This window comes from Actinomadura syzygii, from assembly GCF_008085905.1.
Lineage (GTDB): Bacteria > Actinomycetota > Actinomycetes > Streptosporangiales > Streptosporangiaceae > Spirillospora > Spirillospora syzygii.
The window spans coordinates 258,837-273,798 of record NZ_VSFF01000010.1 but is presented as its reverse complement, the minus strand read 5'-3'; the positions used below and the strand labels follow the sequence as shown (position 1 = coordinate 273,798).

Below are 14,962 nucleotides of genomic sequence, written 5' to 3'. Positions count from 1 at the left end.
GGCGGCGAGGTGACGCCGGGGCGGCGCGGAGGCGGCGCGAAGGTCACGAGCGGGCGTCGGGCCGCCGGGCATTGCGGAATGATGCGAAATCTTGCCCACTTTCGAACGTGTTGGCTGTCGCCTAGTGGGCATTGCCGTTCCTAGACTGGTTTCCAGAAGATCGGCCACGAGCGCCCTCAAAGGAGGCCCGGCGTGAGCATCGGTGAGACCTTGGCGGAGGAGCGCGAGCGGGCCGGTCTCTCGGTGACACAGGTGAGCCTCCAGACCCGGATACGCGAGACCGTGATCCGCGGCATGGAGGCCGACGACTTCTCGGCCTGCGGCGGCAACTTCTACGCGCGCGGCCACATCCGCAGCATCTCGCGGGTCATCGGCATCGACCCGGAGCCGCTCGTCGCCGAGTTCGACGCGACGCACGGCGGCGCGCCGCAGCCCGTCTCGGCGGTGTCGGCGTTCGAGCCGGAGCAGCCCGTCGCGTTCCGCGAGCGCCGCTCGCCGAACTGGAGCGCCGCGATGGCGCTCGCGCTCGCCCTCGTGGTCATCTACGGGGTCGTCCAGGTGGTCGGGAACGGCGGGGAGAGCGAGCACCGCACCGCGCGGCAGGTCGCCGGCACGCCCGCGCCGCCGACCACGGCGCCGCCCGCGCCGCCGAAGCACGACGGCCCGGTCGCGACCGCGCCGCGCACCAAGGTGGAGGTGCGGGTCGTGGCCAAGCGGACGACGTGGCTGAACGTCCGCGACGACCGCGGCAAGACGCTGTTCAGCGGCATGCTGCGCAAGGGCGACCAGAAGGAGTTCACCGCCAAGAAGAAGGTGAACCTGGTCATCGGCGTCGGCGGCAGCGTCGGACTCACCGTCAACGGCAAGGACCTCGGCGCGCCCGGCAAGGGCAAGGGCGTCCAGCGGGTGAGCTTCGACCGGAACGACCCCGAGCGCGCCTGAGCCCCCGCCGCCCCCCGCTCGCCCGGCGCGGCCCGGATCGGCCGGGTTGCTGGTCTTCCCCGGGGTCCGGGCGCATTACCTTAGGGTCATGTCAACTCGCCGCAAGGTCTCGCTCATCACCCTCGGCTGCGCCCGCAACGAGGTCGACTCCGAGGAGCTCGCCGCGCGCATCGAGGACGCGGGCTGGGACCTGGCGGACGGCGCCGACGGCACGGACGGCGCCGACGTCGTGGTCGTCAACACCTGCGGCTTCATCGAGGCCGCGAAGAAGGACTCCATCGACACGCTCCTCGCCGCGCACGACTCGGGCGCGAAGGTCGTCGCGGCGGGCTGCATGGCGGAGCGGTACGGGCGCGAGCTGGCCGAGGCGCTGCCCGAGGCCGACGCCGTGCTCGGCTTCGACGACTACGCCGACATCGGCGACCGGCTCGACGACGTCCTCGCCGGGCGCAGAAGGGACGCGCACACGCCGCGCGACCGGCGCGTCCTGCTGCCGATCAGCCCGGTGGAGCGCGCGTCGGCGGCGGTGGCGATCCCGGGGCACGGGCCCGAGGACCTCCCGGACGGGGTGGCGCCCGCGTCCGGTCCGCGGGTGCTGCGGCGGCGGCTCGGCGGCGGCCCGGTCGCGCCGCTGAAGCTGGCGTCCGGCTGCGACCGGCGGTGCACGTTCTGCGCGATCCCGGCGTTCCGCGGCGCGTACGTGTCGCGTCCGCCCGCGGAGGTGCTGGCGGAGGCGCGGTGGCTCGCCGGGCACGGTGTGCGCGAGCTGTTCCTCGTCAGCGAGAACTCGACGTCCTACGGCAAGGACCTCGGCGACCTTCGGGCGCTGGAGAAGCTGCTGCCCGAACTCGCCGCCGTCGACGGGATCGAGCGCGTCCGGGTGAGCTACCTGCAACCCGCCGAGACGCGGCCGGGCCTGATCGAGGCGATCTGCGGGACGCCGGGCGTCGCGCCCTACTTCGACCTGTCGTTCCAGCACGCGAGCGGCCCGGTGCTGCGGTCGATGCGTCGGTTCGGCGACCGGGAGCGGTTCCTCGGCCTGCTCGACCGGATCCGCGAGCTGGCGCCCGAGGCGGGCGTCCGGTCGAACTTCATCGTCGGGTTCCCCGGCGAGACCGAGGACGACGTCGACGAACTGGCCGAGTTCCTGTCCGCCGCCCGGCTCGACGCGATCGGCGTGTTCGGCTACTCCGACGAGGACGGCACCGAGGCCGCCGACCTCGACGGCAAGCTCGACGCCGCGGAGGTCGCCGCCCGCGTCGAGGAGCTGTCGAGCCTCGCCGACGAGCTGACCGCGCAGCGCGCCGAGGACCGGATCGGCACGGCGGTCAGCGTCCTGCTGGAGGACAAGGCGGACGACGGCCTCGTCGAGGGCCGCGCCGAGCACCAGGCGCCGGAGGTGGACGGGACGGTCCGCGTCCGCGGCGCCGGGCTCACCCTCGGCGAGATCGTCGCGGCCCGGGTGACCGGCAGCGACGGCGTGGACCTGACCGCGGACGTGTCGTGATCGCGGGCACCCCGGACCCGGTCGCGGGCTCGCAGGGCCCGCCGCCCGCCGGCGTCTGGAACGTCGCGAACGCGCTGACCCTCGTGCGCATCGCGCTGGTGCCGGTGTTCGTCTGGTTCCTGTTCCTGGACGGCGACGGCTGGCGGCTCGCCGCGTTCGCCGTGTTCGCCGCCGCCTCGATCACCGACAAGATCGACGGCGATCTGGCCCGGGCCCGCGGCCTGGTCACCGACTTCGGCAAGATCGCCGACCCGATCGCCGACAAGGCGCTCACCGGCGCGGCGCTCGTCAGCCTGTCGCTGATGGGGGAGCTGTGGTGGTGGGTCACCGCCGTGATCATGACCCGCGAGATCGGCATCACGGTGCTGCGGTTCATCGTGATCCGGCGCGGCGTGATCCCGGCGAGCAAGGGCGGCAAGCTGAAGACGATGCTCCAGGTCATCGCGATCGGCCTGTACATCCTGCCCGGACCGCTCGACCCGCTGCGCTGGGCCACGATGGGCGCCGCGCTGGTCGTCACCGTCGTCACGGGTGCGGACTACGTCGTCCAGGCATGGCGGCTGCGCCGCGGGCCCGCCGCCTCCTGACCGGGGTTCGAGGTGGGCTGCGGGACCACGCCCACCCCGGTCGTGGCCCCGCAGCCCCGATCGCGGCGCCGCGATGCACGATTATCCTCGTGATCCTCCCCGCGGACGAATCGGGGGAATGAGGTCTGACTCACAATGTGACCTGCGATTCCCGAAAGGGTCGGGCGGGGGCCGGGCGGGTCGCGGCGACGATGCGCGTCCCGTCCGCCATGCCCGCCGCGCGCACTGTCGGACGAGGCGGGCGCACGGCGCACAATGCGCGGCCCTCCCTTTTCTTCGGCGACGGAAATGGGAAATCGGGTTGGACCGGTTCGATCTTCGGCCGGGGCCGTCGTCCGCATTCGGACTTCTTCTCCCGTCAACCGGCGGGTGGGCAGGTCCGTCCCGCGACCGGGCCGCCGGTAGATTCGGGACGCCCGGCACCCAGCCCCTGGACCGCCGAAACCTGGACCGCCGAAACGAGGACGCGATGCGGGTCGAACTGCTCACCGTCGGGGACGAGCTGCTCCTCGGCGACACGGTCAACGGCAACGCCGCCTGGCTCGGCCGCCGGCTCGCCGACCACGGAGTCGACGTCACCCGCAGCGTGGTCGTCGGCGACGAGCTGGACGTCATCGTCGAGGCGGTGCGGGCCGCGCTCGGCCGCGCCGACGCGGTGATCACGACCGGCGGGCTCGGCCCCACCTACGACGACCTGACCCGCGACGCGCTCGCCGAGGCGGCGGGGGTGGCGCTCGTCCGGGACGCGGGCCTGGAGCGGCGGCTGCGCGAGCGGGTCGCGCGGGCCGGGCGCGAGCTGCGGCCGATGGCGCTGCGCATGGCGGACGTCCCCGAGGGCGCGCGGATCCTGCGCAACTCGGCCGGGTCGGCGCCCGGCCTGCGCGTCGAGCTGCCCGGCGGGATCGTGTACGCGCTGCCCGGCGTCCCGTTCGAGATGCGGACGATCACCGACGAGGTCGTCCTGCCGGAGCTGAAGGAGATCGCCGGGCTGCCCGCGGTGGCGCGCCGCACCCTGCGCACCGCGCGGATGTGGGAGTCGGTCGTCGCGTCGCGGCTCGCAGAGGTGGAGGAGATGGACGGCGTCCGGCTCGCCTACCTGCCGGATCCCGCCGAGGTGAAGGTCCGCATCACGGTCGCGGGCAGGGACGCCGCCGGACGGCTCGCGGACGTCGAGGCGCGCGTCCGGGAGCTGCTCGGATCCGCGGTGTACGGGGCCGAGGACGAGTCGCTGGACCGGGTCGTCCACCGGCTGCTCGCCGAGCGGTCCGCGACGGTCGCGACGGCCGAGTCGCTCACCGGCGGCCTCATCGGCGCGGAGCTGACCGCGATGCCCGGCTCGTCGGCGACGTTCGCCGGCGGCCTCGTGACGTACGCCACGGACGCGAAGCGGGGCATGCTCGGCGTCCCCGCGGGCCTCCTCGAAGAGCACGGGGCCGTCCACCCGGACGTGGCCGCCGCGATGGCGGCGGGCGCCAGGGACGCGCTCGGCGCGACGTACGGGCTCGCCGTGACCGGAGTCGCCGGACCCGAGCCGCAGGACGGCCAGGAGGTCGGAACGGTCTACATCGGCGTGGCCGGTCCCGGAAAATCGCCCATCGTGGCCGCGCCGCGACTTCCCGTGCCCGGAGCCGGGCCCGAGACCCGGGCGGTGATCCGGCGGATGACCGTCGTCCACGCCCTTGAGCTGCTGAGACGTGTCCTGGTCGGGCTTCCCGAACCGGATCCGGACGACCCGGCTCGGGAAGATCGGGAAGATCCGGGCTGATTACAGCGTTACGTTCCGAGCGAACACGAAATCAACGGTCTGCCATGGCCGCCGTCAAGGCGGGTACGGTGGAACCGGCAGATGGTCCGAACTGAGGGAGGGAGCGAGACGATGGTCCTGCTTCGCCAGCTGCTCGGTGACGTACTGCGGCAGCTGCGGCTGCGCCAGGGACGCACCCTCCGTGAGGTGTCCGCGGCGGCGCGGGTGTCACTCGGCTACCTGTCCGAGGTCGAACGGGGGCAGAAAGAGGCTTCTTCGGAATTGCTCTCCTCGATCTGCAAGGCACTCGGGGTCCCGCTGTCGCACGTGCTCAGGGAAGTGGCGGACCAACTCGCCCTCGCCGAGCTGCAGCACGAGCCGGTCATGGCGGGCGCGCCGGAGCACGAGCGCATCCCCACCGAGCGCATCCCGGAGACGCCCGAGGAGATCACCGGGGAGTTCCGCGGCGACATGGTCGCCGCCTGACGCTCCGCGATTTCCGCACATTCCTCGTCCGCGGGGCACGTGCGGGGGGTTCGCCCTCCCGTGCCGTCCCGCCCGAGCTGAGGCCGCGCGGTGTGCGCGGCCTCACGTATGAGCGCGGCATTTGCGGGGATGGTCCCGTGTTGTAGGCGGACAACCGTAACGACGCGGAAGGAGCCCATCATGGCGGCCGTCAAGAGCCCCCTCAGCGACGAGGCCCTCAAGGTCACCGGGGACGCCCTCCAGGGCTCCCTCATCGACCTCATCGATCTGTCGCTGCTCGCCAAGCAGGCCCACTGGAACCTCACCGGGCGCAACTTCAAGGTCGTTCACGAGCACCTGGACGAGATCGTCGCCCTCGCTCGCACCGGTCAGGACGACGTCGCCGAGCGCGCCGTCGCGATCGGCCTGAACCCCGACGGACGCTCCCGCACGGTGGCGGACCGCACGGCCCTCGCGCAGCTGGAGGCCGGGTACCTCGCCGACGACAAGGTCGTCGCCGCGATCACCGACATCCTCGCGCAGATCATCGCGCGGTTCCGCGAGCGGATCGAGGCGACCGACGAGCCCGACCAGGTCACCCAGGACCTGCTCATCAGCCTCACCGCGCAGCTCGAGAAGCAGCACTGGATGTTCCAGGCGCAGGTCTGACACGTCCCGCGTCCCGGACGTCCGGGACGCGACGAAGCCCCGGTCCCCGCCGCCGTCACGGCGGGGACCGGGGCTTCGCCGTTTCCCGTCGCGGGCGCGGTCAGGGCGGCAGGTGCGCGAGGACGGTCTCCGCGAACTCGGCGGCGAGCGGGCTGAGCGCGTCCCACCGGCGGGCGGCCCACCCGGCCGCGAGCGGCGGCAGGTCCGGGATCGGGACGAGCCGGACGCCGCCCCGCCCGCGTCCCCAGCCGGGCAGCGCGGGCAGGATCGCGTGGCCGAGGCCCAGCTCGGCGAGCAGCAGGGCGGTGTCCCAGTCGGCGACGCTCGTCGTGGACGTCAGCCGCACCCCGTGCCGTCCGAGGTGCGCCTCCAGGTGGACGCGGGACGTCGAGTGCTCCGGCAGCTCGATGTGCCGGATGCCGGACAGGTCGGCCGGCGCGACGGACGCCCGCTCCGCCAGCGGGTCGCCGGAGTGGACGGCGAGCATCCAGGGCAGCTCGCGGGACGGGCGCTGCTCGACGCCGTCCAGCGGCGGCCCGACCGTCACCCACGCCAGGTCGGCGGCGTGCGCGCGGACGGCCTCCAGGCACCGGCGGCTGGACCCGGCCGTCTCGAACTGGAGCGCCGTCTCGGGGCGGCGCTCGCGGAACGCGGCCACGCCCGCCGCCATGAAGTGCCGGACGGTCGTCGCCCCGGTCGCGACGCGGACCGTCCCGCCGACGCCGCGGCGCAGGTCGTCGAGGCGGCGCAGCGCCGCGTCCAGCCCGGCGATGCCCTCCGCGGCGGCCCGCTCCAGGACGCGCCCCGCCCCGGTCGGCACGACGCCGCGCGGCCGCCGCTCCAGCAGGGCGAGCCCCGTCTCCCGTTCGAGCCGCTTGACGTGCTGGCTGACCGCCGACTGGCTGCACGACAGGTCGCGGGCGACGGCGCTGAGGTTGCCCGCCGCGCAGACGGCCACGAACACGCGGAGATCGTCCAAGGTCATTTCCCCAAGGTAGAGCTGGGGGATCGATAAGAAAACCCGAGAATTGACTTGGAACGGTCTCCGACCGAGGATGCGGAGGACGGGCGCAGGATCCGGCGACCCGCGAGAGATCAGGCGGCGACCCGCCCGCACGTCCCGGGGGCGGCCGGGCGGGCGCCGACCGTGTCCGCTAGGCGGGGGCCGGCTGGCAGCGCGGGCACCAGAACGTGACCCGCTCGCCCACCCGGGACGCCTGGTCGCGGCGTTCGATCCGGGCGCCGCAGCGGCGGCAGGGCCGCCCGGCCCGCCCGTACACCCAGTGCTCGCGGCCCCGTCCCAGGTCACCGGTCGTGATGTGGCCGTGCCGCGCCTTGTTGAGGTCCAGGAGCCGGTGAGCGAGCTCCACCAGCCCTTGCAGGTCGGGAACGTCCCTCATGGCGGCCCACGGATGCACGCCCCGCAGGAACAGGATCTCGGCCTTGTAGACGTTCCCGATCCCGGCGAGCAGCGTCTGGTCGAGCAGCGCCTCGCCGATCGCCCGGTCGGGCAGCCCGGCCAGCCGGGCGACCGCCTCGGCCGCGAGCCCCGCGTCCCACGACGGGTCGAGCAGGTCGGGCCCGAGATGGCCGACCGCCCTGTCCTCCTCGGCGGTCCGCAGCAGCTCCACGAGGCCGAGGGAGTAGCCCACCGCCTGCCACTCGGTGTTGGCCAGCACGAGCCGGACGCGGTGGTCGCGCGGCGCGGGCCCTCTCCGGTTCGGGGGGTGTGGGGGGTCGTCCCCCCACGGGAAACCGGCCCGGCCGATCCGCCAGCGCCCCTCCATCAGCAGGTGCGTGTGGACGGTCAGCCCGCCCTCCACCCGGATGAGCAGGTGCTTGCCGCGCGGCTCGGCGGCGAGGACCGTCCGGCCGCGCAGGTCGGCGGTCGCGAGCCGGGGGACGCGGAAGTCCGAGCGCGTGAGCGGCCGCCCGGCGAGCGCCTCGCGCAGCCTGCGGGCGGTCAGCCAGACGACGTCACCTTCCGGCATGGGGACTCAGATGAAGGAGGGGCTTTCCCAGGCGGACGGGTCCTCGGTGAGCTTGCGGACGGGCTCCGGCAGCTCGCCCGCCGCGATGTGGGAGAGCATGACCTGCTCCAGGATGGAGCGCTCGCTGGCGCGCAGCGCGATCCACACCTCCTGGAGGGAGCTCGCGGGCCCCTCGTACCCGACGTGCTCGGGGCGCTCGCCCCGGACGCCGAGCAGCGGCCCGTCGATGGCGCGGATGATGTCGGCGAGGGAGATCTCCTCGGCCGGGCGCGCCAGCCAGTAGCCGCCCTCGGGCCCCCGCTGGCTCCGGATGAGACCGGACCGGCGCAGCTGGCCGAGGATGTTCTCCAGGAACTTGGGCGGTATCTGCTGCGCCTCGGCGAGCTGCACCGCGGTCACCGGGCGGGACCCGGCGACCGCCAGCTCGGCGGAGGCGCGCAAGGCGTAGTCGACCCGGGCGGACAATCGCATGTACGCATTATCCCTTGTCGTCCGCACCGCTCGGACCGGCGGGGCCGCCGTGAGCGTGACACGCCCGCCGGAACCGGGCTCTTGTCCGGCGGGCGCGCCACGGGTCGGCGGGCCGCGTTCCGGCGCCCCCGGCCGGGCCGCACGGGCTCGGCCGGGGGGACGGACGCGGTCGGTTCACGGTCGGTTCACGGTTGGTTCGCCATCAGGCCGCGGTCAGACCGCGGCCGTCAGGCCGAGCAGCTCGGCGGCGGCCTGGGCGTTGGCGGCGGCGGCGCCGTAGGTGGCCACGTACACCGCCGAGCCGGGACGCCACACCGGGAGGCCCATCTCCACCACCACCGTGTCGGGACGGGCCGTCAGCAGCGCGTTGGCGAGCGCGCGCTGGCCGGCGTGGCGGTGCGCGTCCCGCAGCACGATGATCAGACCGCGGTCTTTGGCACGGTCCAAGACCTTCTCCACCGTTCCGTCCGCGCCGTCCGCTCGAACAGCGTCCGGCGCCCACGGACCGAGGCCCCACGGGGTCGGGCCGACCGCGATGTTGCCGCTCGACTCGGTCTCGACGACGAGCGGCGCGGCGTCCCAGCCGGGCAGCGAGCCCGACACCCGGACGGCGCGGCGCGCGGCCTCCAGCCCGGCGGCGCGGTCGACGACGGCGGAGGTGCTGCCCGCGAGCCACTCCTTCAGCCGCCGGGTGCGCTCCCCGGCGTCCCACAGCCGCTCCGGCGCGAGCCGGCCGGTGCGGACGGCCTCGCCGATCGCGGCGAGCGTCGCCGCGACCGTCTCGGCGTGCTCGTTCGGGCCGAGGCAGAGCAGGTCGGCGCCCGCGATGAGGGCCCGCACGGACGCCTCGGGAATGCCGATCGCGCCGCTCGCGCCCTCCATGTCCAGCGCGTCGGTGACGATCACGCCCTGGTAGCCGAGGTGCTCGCGGAGCAGCCCGGTGATCGCCTCGGGGGAGAGGGTCGCCGGCACTCCGCGGGTGATGGCGGGCAGGTTGAGGTGCCCGGTCATCACCGCGCGGGTACCGGCCTCGATCGCCGCCCGGAACGGGACCAGCTCGCGCCGGTCCAGCAGTTCCAGGTCGGCGTCGACGAGCGGGATGGACAGGTGCGAGTCGTCCACGGTCGCGCCGTGGCCGGGGAAGTGCTTCGCGCAGGCGGCGACGCCCGCCTCCTGCGTCCCCGCGACGGACGCGGCGGCGTGCCGCGCGACCAGCTCGGGGTCGGCGCCGAACGAGCGGGTGCCGATCACCGGGTTGTCGTCGGCGGTGTTGACGTCCACCGACGGCGCGAAGTTGAAGTTGACGCCGACCTCGGCGAGCTCGGCGCCGAGCGAGCGGTAGATCCGCCGGGTCAGCTCCGGGTCGTCCACGGCGCCGAGCGCCGCGTTGCCCGGGTAGGGGCTGCCCGCCCGGTGGCCGCCGAGCCGGGTGACGTCGCCGCCCTCCTCGTCGATGGTCACGAACGGGTCGCCGGCCTTGCGCATCTGCGCGGTGAGCGCGGCGAGGGACTCCGGGCTCGGGACGTTCCCGGTCAGCGCGAACAGCGTCACGCCGCCGAGGCCGGCCTCAAGCTCGTCGAGCACCCAGCGGGGCGCGGTCGGACCGGGGAAGGAGGGCAGGAGCGTGCCGCGGGCGAGCCGGTCGATCTCGGCCGCGGTCACGATGTCGTCGGTCGTCACCCCTTCACCGCCCCGGCGGTGAGTCCGGACACCATTCGGCGCTGGACGAGCAGGAAGAAGGCGATCACGGGAATGGTCAGCAGCGTCGACGCCGCCATGATGGGCCCCCATGCGTTTCCGCTGCGGCCGAAGAAGAACTGCAGCATGATCGGGAGGGTGTACTTGTTCTGGTCGTCGAGGAACGTGAACGCGAAGATGAACTCGTTCCACGCGGTGATGAACGAGAAGATGCTGGTCGCGACCAGTCCGGGCGCGACGAGCGGGAGCATGACGCGGAAGAACGTGCGGATCGGGCCGGCGCCGTCGATGGCGGCGGCCTCCTCCAGTTCGCGCGGCACCGCGGCGACGAATCCCCGCAGCATCCAGATCGCGAACGGCACGGCGAAACCGATGTAGACGATCGAGAGACCGGCCAGGCTGTTCAGCAGGTCCAGTTGCTTGAGGTCGAGGAAGAGCGGGATGACCAGCGCTTCCAGCGGCACCATCTGGACCACCAGCAGCATGACCAGGAACGTGGTGCGGAACCGGAAGCGGAACCGCGCCACCGCGACGGCGGCCATCAGCGCGAGCAGGCTCGACACGACGACCGTGACGAGGGCCAGGATCGCGCTGTTGCGGAAGTACTCCCAGAAGGAGACCTCGGCGATGCCGCCGTTCAGGACGAGGTCGAAGTGCGCGAGCGTCGGGTGGGACGGGAACGGCTTCGGCGTCGTGCTGAAGATCTCGGTGTTCGGCTTGAAGGCCGTGGAGACCATCCAGAACACCGGGAAGACCGCGAAGATGAAGACGAGCAGGCCCGTCCCGTTGAGCAGGAACTTGCGCCAGCGCTTCGAGGCGCCGGGGCGGCGGCCGCCCGCGTGCGCGGCGGGCCGCGGACCGGGGCGCCGCGCCGTCGTGGACGTCACTTCATCTCCCCCTGTCGGACCATGACCCGCACGTAGAGAGCGGTGACGATGAGCAGGATGATCGTGAGCACGAGCGCGATCGCCGAGCCCATGCCGAGCTTCGGATTCATCGACCCGAAGGCCTCCGAGTAGGCGTACAGCGACAGGTTGAAGGCGTCGCGGTTGGCCAGCCCGGACATGATGAAGAGCTGCGTGAAGACCTTGAAGTCCCAGATGATCGACATCACGACCAGCACGAGGAAGATCGGCTTGAGCATCGGGTAGGTGAGGCTCCAGAACGTCCGCCACGGGCCCGAGCCGTCCACCCGGGCCGCTTCGTACAGTTCGCCGGGGACGCTCTTCAGTCCCGCGAGCACCGACACCGCGACGAACGGGCACGCCTGCCAGACGACGCACACGGTGAGAACGGTGTAGGTGGACAGCGGGGTCGCGAACCAGTTGTAGTCGTCCCAGCCGCCGCCGACGAGGAAGTTCGGCAGCAGGTCGAGGAACCAGTTGACGACGCCGCCGGTCGAGCCGAACAGCCAGCTGAAGATGATCGCCGCGGTCACCGGCGGGGTCGCCCAGGCGACCATGACGCCGCCCGCGACGAAGGACGACATCTTCTTGCCGAGCTTGTTGAGCAGTAGCCCCACCAGCGTGCCGACGACCATGGTGAGGGCCACGGCGACGACGGCGAACAGCACCGTGTGCCGGAGGGTCTGCCAGAAGAAGGGGTCGTTGAGGATCTTGTCGAAGTTCTCCGTCCCGACCTGCTCGGCCGGCTCCCCGCGCAACTGGCGGTTGCCGACCTTCTGGAACGACATGGTCCCTATCTGGATCATGGGCCAGAACATCAGGACGGCGATCACGATCGCGGTCGGCGCGATCAGCAGGTACGGCCCGAATCGGGGCCTGCGGCGGGACCGCGCCCGGCCGGAAGATCTCCGGCCGGGCGCCTTGCCCACCGCGGGTGCGGTGTCGAGCATGGACGTTCCGATCAGCCGGGTATCACGGGTTCAGCAGGGTGTTGGCCTGCTCGTTCGCCTTCTTCATCTCCGCGTCCGCGGGCTTGCCCTGCATGATCGCCTTGACCGCGTTCGGCAGCACCTTCTTGGCCTGCTCGAACTCGCCCCACCCGGCGCTGATCGGCGGGAACTTGGTGTTCGTCGCGATCTGGGTGAAGATCTGCAGCTTCGGGTCGCTGAACGACACGTCGGAGCGCATGGACGAGAAGCCGCTGTAGTCGGCCCACGCCTTGGCGTTCTTGGCGTTGTTCAGCACGGTGATGTAGTCGAACGCCGCGCCCTTGGCCTTGCTGTCCTTCCAGACGGCGAGGTCGGAGCCGCCCGCCATCACGGGAGCGTTCCCGCCGGCCTTGCTGGGAATGGGGAAGACGCCCCACTTGGCCTCGTTCTTCGCGGAGATCTTCTTCATCTCCTTGAGAGACCAGCTCCCGTCGAAGTACATGCCGAGCTTGCCGAGCGCGAAGTCGCGCTGCGGGCCCTCCAGCTCGTTCTTGCCGATGTACTTCTCCGGCGCGACCTTGTCCTTGTTGACGAGGCCGGCGTAGAAGGTGACCGCCTCGACGGCGGCGGGCTGGTCGAGCTGGCCCTTCCAGGCGTCGTTGTCCTTGGTGGCGACCTCGCCGTTGTTGCCCCAGATGAAGCTGAGGAGGGCGTTGGTCTGGTCGCTCGGGACGCCGATGCCCGGCACCTTCTTGGAGTCCTGGATCTTCTTCGCCGCGGCGGAGAGCTCGGCCCAGGTCTTCGGCTGCTGGATGTTCAGCTCCTGGAACCAGTCCGTGCGGTACCAGACGGCCCGGACGCCGCCGTACCACGGCACCGCGTAGGTCTTGCTGTTCGCCTGGTCGTTCTCCAGCGCGGTCTTGTTCAGCGTCTTGCCGTCGGCCCAGCCGCCGAACTCGTCGCTGATCTCGGCGAGGTTGCCCTGCTCGATGTGCGACTGGACGTCGGTGTTGCCCAGCTCGGTGACGTCCGGGCCCTCGCCGCCGGCCGCCGCCTTCTGGAAGGTGGTCGCGACCTGCGGCCACGGGACGTACTTGATCTGCACGTCGGTGTTCGGGTGCTTGGTCTTGAAGTCGGCCTCGACGGTGTCCAGGAACTTCGTCTGCTCCGGCGTTCCCTCGCCCATCATCCAGACCTTGAGCTGAGCCGGGTCCTTCGCCCCCGCGCTCCCCTTGTCGTCCTTGTCGTCGCCGCCGCAGGCCGTGGCGGCCAGGGCGATCGCGGCCACCGTAGCCGCAACCTTGATGTACTTCACTGGGGATCCTTTCCGGCATCGCCTCGCGCGGCCTTGTGGCCTGCGGTGCGAGGGGAGATGGCGACCCTTTAGGGTCCCAGCCATGCCCCTCTCGCGTTCGCAACGCTCGCGGGCGCCCTGCTCGCCAGTCCGCGCTCTGCGCGCGCCCCCGGCCCGGGGTACCGGACCGGTCGGCGCTTGGGCGTAAACTAACAAGAAACTTTCCTAAACAAAACCTGCCGTTAGCGGATTGAGACATCGAGGGGTACCAGCATGGTCGCCAACCGCCCGGGAACGCCGAGGCTGCTGCGCGAGCTCAACGATCGCGCGGCCCTGGACCTGCTCGTGCGCCAGGGTCCGCTGACCCGCGCGCAGATCGGTGAGCACACCGGGCTCTCCAAGGTAACCGCCTCCCAGCTGTTGTCGCGCCTGGAGGACCGCGGGCTGGTCTCGGTCGTCGGTTCGCAGGCGGGGGGCCGCGGCCCGAACGCCGCGCTGTACGCGGTCGTCCCGTCCAGTGCCTATGTCGCGGGCCTGGAGGTCGGGCCGGACGGCGTCACCGCTGGCGTCGCCGACATCACCGGGCGCCTGGTCGCCCAGGTCACCGTGGATCCGAACGGCGCCGACGAGCCGGTGAAGATGGTGCACAGCGCCGTCGTGAAGGCGTGCCGCTCCGCCCGCGTCGCGCTGTCCAGGTTGAGCGCCTTCGTGATCGGCACCCCCGGCGTCGTCGACCCCCGTTCCGGCGACGTGCAGTTCTCCTTCGACCTGCCCGCCTGGCACGAGGGCGTCCTCGCCGCGCTGCGGACCGACCTGCGCCGTCCCGTGACCATCGAGAACGACGTGAACCTCGCCGCCATCGCCGAGCGGGCCTACGGCGTCGCCTACGACACGCCCGACTTCGCGCTGATGTGGCTGGACCGAGGCATGGGTCTGTCCGTCATGCTCGGCGGACGGCTGCACCGCGGCCGGTGGGGCGGCGCGGGCGAGATCGGGTACCTGCCCGTGCCGGGCGCCCCGCTGCCGATCGGCTCCGCCCGCCGCGCCCCCGTGGACGAGGGCGTCACCGAGTCGACGTCCTGGGGGATCCCGACCCTCGCGGGCGGCTACGGCGCCCTCGTCGGCGCGGACGCGGTCCGCTCCCTCGCCCACGAGCATGGCGTCACCGAGCCGACCGCCGTGGAGTGCGTGCGCGCGGCGGCCGCCGACGAGACCCGGGGCGGCGCGTTCCTGGACGATCTCGCCCGGCGCATCTCGTACGGCGTGACCTCGGTGAACATCGTCCTCGACCCGGGGCTCGTGGTGCTGTCCGGCAGCCTCGGGCGGGCGGGCGGACGGCCTCTCGCCCTCCGCATCGAGGAGATCGTCGGGCGGATCAGCCCGACCAGCCCGACCGTGTCGGTCACCCGGGTGGAGGGCAACCCCGTCCTGCGCGGAGCGCTGTACGCGGCGCTGGTGCAGGCCCGTGACGACGTGTTCTCGACGGCGGGCGCGTCCTGACCCTGCGCGGCCCCGGCCTTTGCAGGACGGGCTCTGAGCTCTGAGAACGCGAAAGCGCCCCCGCCGACGGCGGAGGCGCTCGCTGGATTTTCCCCGATGTCCGGGCCTGCCTACTTGGCGGACGTCGCCTCGGCCGGCTCCGGGAGGCGCCGCGGGTCGTTCAGCGCCCTGTCGATGACGGTCTGACTGATGATCTGGCGCCTGCGCCGGAGCGCGGCGGCCTTGCGTGCCGTAGGTGTCATGGTGAAACCCCGTTCCGC

15 protein-coding genes are annotated in these 14,962 nt (G+C 72.4%); 7 read left to right on the top strand and 8 right to left on the bottom strand.

The window, feature by feature from the left end:
- The first annotated feature begins 192 nt into the window (after nucleotides 1-192).
- The 6 genes from FXF65_RS26610 (at nucleotide 193) to FXF65_RS26585 (ending at nucleotide 5,914) form a co-directional block, all read left to right on the top strand.
- Entirely contained in the window at nucleotides 193-942 is a 750-nt protein-coding gene (locus FXF65_RS26610; RefSeq protein ID WP_148352762.1) for a helix-turn-helix domain-containing protein, read from the top strand.
- A gap of 88 nt (nucleotides 943-1,030) precedes the next feature.
- Entirely contained in the window at nucleotides 1,031-2,449 is a 1,419-nt protein-coding gene (rimO, locus tag FXF65_RS26605) for a 30S ribosomal protein S12 methylthiotransferase RimO (protein WP_148352761.1), read from the top strand.
- Nucleotides 2,446-3,036, top strand: coding sequence for a CDP-alcohol phosphatidyltransferase family protein (locus FXF65_RS26600; RefSeq protein ID WP_148352760.1), 591 nt, complete (start codon nucleotides 2,446-2,448; stop codon nucleotides 3,034-3,036). Before rimO ends, FXF65_RS26600 begins: the two co-directional genes overlap by 4 nt.
- Before the next feature lie 469 nt (nucleotides 3,037-3,505).
- Nucleotides 3,506-4,801 carry a CinA family nicotinamide mononucleotide deamidase-related protein gene (locus tag FXF65_RS26595; RefSeq protein ID WP_148352759.1) on the top strand — a complete coding sequence of 432 codons (1,296 nt, stop codon included), beginning with the start codon at nucleotides 3,506-3,508 and terminating at the stop codon, nucleotides 4,799-4,801.
- 111 nt (nucleotides 4,802-4,912) lie between these two features.
- On the top strand, nucleotides 4,913-5,266 hold the full coding sequence (locus FXF65_RS26590; protein ID WP_067884328.1) for a helix-turn-helix domain-containing protein: 354 nt from the start codon (nucleotides 4,913-4,915) through the stop codon (nucleotides 5,264-5,266).
- Between the two features lie 180 nt (nucleotides 5,267-5,446).
- Entirely contained in the window at nucleotides 5,447-5,914 is a 468-nt protein-coding gene (locus tag FXF65_RS26585; RefSeq protein WP_148352758.1) for a Dps family protein, read from the top strand.
- 100 nt (nucleotides 5,915-6,014) lie between these two features.
- Here FXF65_RS26585 and FXF65_RS26580 read toward each other — a convergent pair whose 3' ends face one another.
- From FXF65_RS26580 to FXF65_RS26550, 7 genes are all read right to left on the bottom strand, one after another.
- Entirely contained in the window at nucleotides 6,015-6,899 is an 885-nt protein-coding gene (locus FXF65_RS26580) for a LysR family transcriptional regulator (RefSeq protein WP_148352757.1), read from the bottom strand.
- Nucleotides 6,900-7,068: 169 nt separating this feature from the next.
- The gene (locus tag FXF65_RS26575; RefSeq protein ID WP_148352756.1) at nucleotides 7,069-7,905 is read right to left on the bottom strand and encodes a DNA-formamidopyrimidine glycosylase family protein; all 837 of its coding nucleotides are present in this window, start codon (nucleotides 7,903-7,905) and stop codon (nucleotides 7,069-7,071) included.
- 6 nt (nucleotides 7,906-7,911) lie between these two features.
- Nucleotides 7,912-8,376 carry an RrF2 family transcriptional regulator gene (locus FXF65_RS26570; protein WP_148352755.1) on the bottom strand — a complete coding sequence of 155 codons (465 nt, stop codon included), beginning with the start codon at nucleotides 8,374-8,376 and terminating at the stop codon, nucleotides 7,912-7,914.
- Nucleotides 8,377-8,589: 213 nt separating this feature from the next.
- Nucleotides 8,590-10,056 carry a glycoside hydrolase family 3 protein gene (locus FXF65_RS26565; protein ID WP_246199118.1) on the bottom strand — a complete coding sequence of 489 codons (1,467 nt, stop codon included), beginning with the start codon at nucleotides 10,054-10,056 and terminating at the stop codon, nucleotides 8,590-8,592.
- A complete protein-coding gene (locus FXF65_RS26560) occupies nucleotides 10,053-10,961 on the bottom strand; it encodes a carbohydrate ABC transporter permease (RefSeq protein ID WP_148352753.1) in 909 nt (302 codons plus the stop codon). The genes FXF65_RS26565 and FXF65_RS26560 overlap by 4 nt, the downstream gene beginning before the upstream one ends.
- Nucleotides 10,958-11,929 (bottom strand): carbohydrate ABC transporter permease, encoded by a 972-nt coding sequence (locus FXF65_RS26555; RefSeq protein WP_148352752.1) that lies wholly within the window; start codon nucleotides 11,927-11,929, stop codon nucleotides 10,958-10,960. The genes FXF65_RS26560 and FXF65_RS26555 overlap by 4 nt, the downstream gene beginning before the upstream one ends.
- Before the next feature lie 22 nt (nucleotides 11,930-11,951).
- A complete protein-coding gene (locus FXF65_RS26550; protein ID WP_148352751.1) occupies nucleotides 11,952-13,223 on the bottom strand; it encodes an extracellular solute-binding protein in 1,272 nt (423 codons plus the stop codon).
- Between the two features lie 252 nt (nucleotides 13,224-13,475).
- Between FXF65_RS26550 and FXF65_RS26545 the strand changes: the two genes are divergently transcribed.
- Nucleotides 13,476-14,702, top strand: a complete 1,227-nt coding sequence (locus FXF65_RS26545; RefSeq protein WP_148352750.1) for an ROK family transcriptional regulator — start codon at nucleotides 13,476-13,478, stop codon at nucleotides 14,700-14,702.
- A 110-nt stretch (nucleotides 14,703-14,812) separates the two neighbouring features.
- Here the strand turns inward: FXF65_RS26545 and FXF65_RS45980 are convergent, their stop codons facing one another.
- A complete protein-coding gene (locus FXF65_RS45980) occupies nucleotides 14,813-14,944 on the bottom strand; it encodes a hypothetical protein (protein ID WP_255220025.1) in 132 nt (43 codons plus the stop codon).
- Between the last annotated feature and the right edge of the window lie 18 nt (nucleotides 14,945-14,962).